The organism is Bradyrhizobium sp. (assembly GCF_049581145.1).
Classification (GTDB): domain Bacteria; phylum Pseudomonadota; class Alphaproteobacteria; order Rhizobiales; family Xanthobacteraceae; genus Bradyrhizobium.
On record NZ_JBAURI010001326.1, the window covers coordinates 1 to 2,378 of the forward strand.

The following is a 2,378-nucleotide window of genomic DNA, read 5'->3' on the forward strand; positions in this document are numbered from 1 at the left end:
GCGGTCGCCCGCTTCCATCCTTCGAGACGCATCGCTCGCGCGATGCTCCTCAGGATGGTTCGGAGGAAGCTGATATGATTCGAGTCTCAAAATCACGAAATCAGCCATGAGCATTTCGAGCGTGATCGATCTCAAGCTTCGGCTGGCGCTGCGCGTCGTGGCGGTCGCCGGCTTCTGCTTCCTCGCCACCTCGGCCTATGTCCTCGTCGAGAGCGACAGGTCCGCGCACAGGCAGGCGGATGCGATTGCCGCGCTGGTTGCCCGGGATCTGGAGCTTCAGCAGAGCCAGCTGCACTGGGTGAGGCTGGCAAGCGATCCGTTTCCGGACCTGGAGCGGATTGCCTCGCCGCTCCTGGAACCAGGCCTCTGCATCGCCTATCGATCGGGCCGCGGCGAACTGGTTCAAAGGCTGTGCCATGGCACGTCAGCCGCCGACGACAATGTGCCCGCGTTGTTCTCGGTGCTCTATGCGAGCCTGTTCGAGCCCCGCCCCGACATCTCCCATCCGGTCCGGCTCGCCGATGGCACGACGGGAACGGCGCTCGTGATCCTCGATCCCGCCCGGCTGATCGGCCAGGGCTGGCGCGAGGTCGGGCAATGGCTGCCGCTGATGGCGGTCACGCTGTCGCTGCTCTGCCTTCTCGTCTATGCCGCACTGGCGCGCGCGCTGCGTCCGACGCGCGCGATCGTGGCCGGGCTCGAGCGGCTCTCGACCGGCGATCTGTCGACCCGTCTGCCGGATTTCGATCTGGCCGAGCTGTCGGCGATCGGCAGCGTGTTCAATGCGCTTGCCGCAAAACTGGAGACGACGCTCGGCGAGCGCAATGAACTGACCCGGCGCCTGATCGCGCTGCAGGACCAGGAGCGGTTGCACCTGGCGCGCGAGCTGCACGACGAATTCGGCCAGTGTCTTGCCGCGATCAGCGCGGTGGCGGCCTCCGCCGGGCACACCGCCGGGCAGGACCATCCCGCGCTGTTGCCGGAATGCCGGACCATCGCCGAGATCGCGGCGCGGATGATGGACATGCTGCGCGGGGCGCTGGTGCGGCTGCGGCCGCCCGACGTCGACGAGCTCGGCCTCGCCGCGAGCCTTGAGAGCCTGGTTGCCGGCTGGAATGCCCGAATGCAGGGACGGCCGCGGTTCGAGATCGAGCTGTCCGGCAGCTTCGTCAAGCTGCCGTCCGCGCTCGGCGTCAATCTCTACCGGATCGCGCAGGAAGCGATCACCAATGCCGCGAGGCACGCCGAAGCGTCCTGCGTCACGCTGCACCTTCGGATGCGCGCCTCCACGCCGGATCAGCCGGCGCCGGAGATCGAGCTCTGTGTCGATGACGACGGCAACGCGAAAGCCATCGACCTTGCCGCCGGCGCGGGCAGGGGATTGTCCGGCATGGGCCTGGTGGGCATGCGCGAGCGGGTCACCGCCCTGGGCGGAAGGCTGCGTTTCGAACAGCGGCATCCGGCAGGCCTGACCTTGCACGCCATCATTCCGGCGCCGCAGATGACGGACGAGGCGACATGAGCGTCACCGATTCCGCGATGGCCGTGCATCGGACGAGCATCATGCTGGTGGACGATCACGCGGTCGTCCGCGAGGGATATCGCTCCCTGCTGCAGAAGCAATCGCAGTTGCAGGTGGTTGCCGAAGCCGGCGACGGCGCCGAGGCCTATCGGCTGTTCAAGCAGGTCAAGCCCGATCTCGTCATCATGGATCTGACGATGCCGGGCCTTGGCGGGATCGAAGCCATCAGGCGCATCCGGCAATGGGACGGCGGCGCGCGGATGCTGGTATTCACGATGCACCAGAGCGCGGCCTACGCCGTGCAGGCAATCAAGGCCGGCGCCAGGGGCTATGTCACCAAGAGCAGCCCCCCGGAGGCGCTGATCGCCGCCGTGTTCGAGGTGCTGAAAGGCCGCATCGCGCTGAGCGCCGACATGGACCACGAACTGGCGCAAAGCCGCATCGCCAGCCGCCCATCCGCCGTCGACGTGCTCACGCCCAGGGAGTTCGAAATCCTGCGCATGCTGCTCGCCGAACAGACCACGGACGAGATCGCCGCGACGCTTCACTTGAGCCCCAAGACCGTGGCCAATACGCGCCATCTCATCAAGAGCAAGCTCGGCGTCGGCTCCGACATCGAGCTCGCGCTGACAGCGCTGCGGCAGGGGTTGCTGGTCACGTCGGAGCCGTCGGACAGCGCTGGTGTTGACACCATTTCGTAGGACGGATTGGAGCCTATCGGTCCGCGCGAGGCGCGGCCCGATAGGCGCAATCCGCCGCGCGCGGGGTGGATGAATCGGGAGAGACCGATGCCTTCGTTGCTGAGTAACCGTCTCGCGCCCTGGTGCGTTGGAGTAAGCCTGATGACGAGCATGGC

At 66.9% G+C, this 2,378-nt stretch carries 2 protein-coding genes; both read left to right on the forward strand.

Going from position 1 to position 2,378, the window contains the following annotated elements; all coding sequences use genetic code 11:
- Positions 1-106 precede the first annotated feature (106 nt).
- Positions 107-1,522 (forward strand): histidine kinase, encoded by a 1,416-nt coding sequence (locus WCB02_RS42270; RefSeq protein ID WP_423969048.1) that lies wholly within the window; start codon positions 107-109, stop codon positions 1,520-1,522.
- The gene (locus tag WCB02_RS42275) at positions 1,519-2,223 is read left to right on the forward strand and encodes a response regulator transcription factor (RefSeq protein WP_423969050.1); all 705 of its coding nucleotides are present in this window, start codon (positions 1,519-1,521) and stop codon (positions 2,221-2,223) included. The genes WCB02_RS42270 and WCB02_RS42275 overlap by 4 nt, the downstream gene beginning before the upstream one ends.
- Positions 2,224-2,378: the final 155 nt, after the last annotated feature.

Bases quoted from the DNA above. Each gene is read 5' to 3' on its own strand.
- WCB02_RS42275 (WP_423969050.1), top strand. From the start codon at position 1,519: ATGAGCGTCACCGATTCCGCGATGGCCGTGCATCGGACGAGCATCATG.
- WCB02_RS42270 (WP_423969048.1), top strand. From the start codon at position 107: ATGAGCATTTCGAGCGTGATCGATCTCAAGCTTCGGCTGGCGCTGCGC.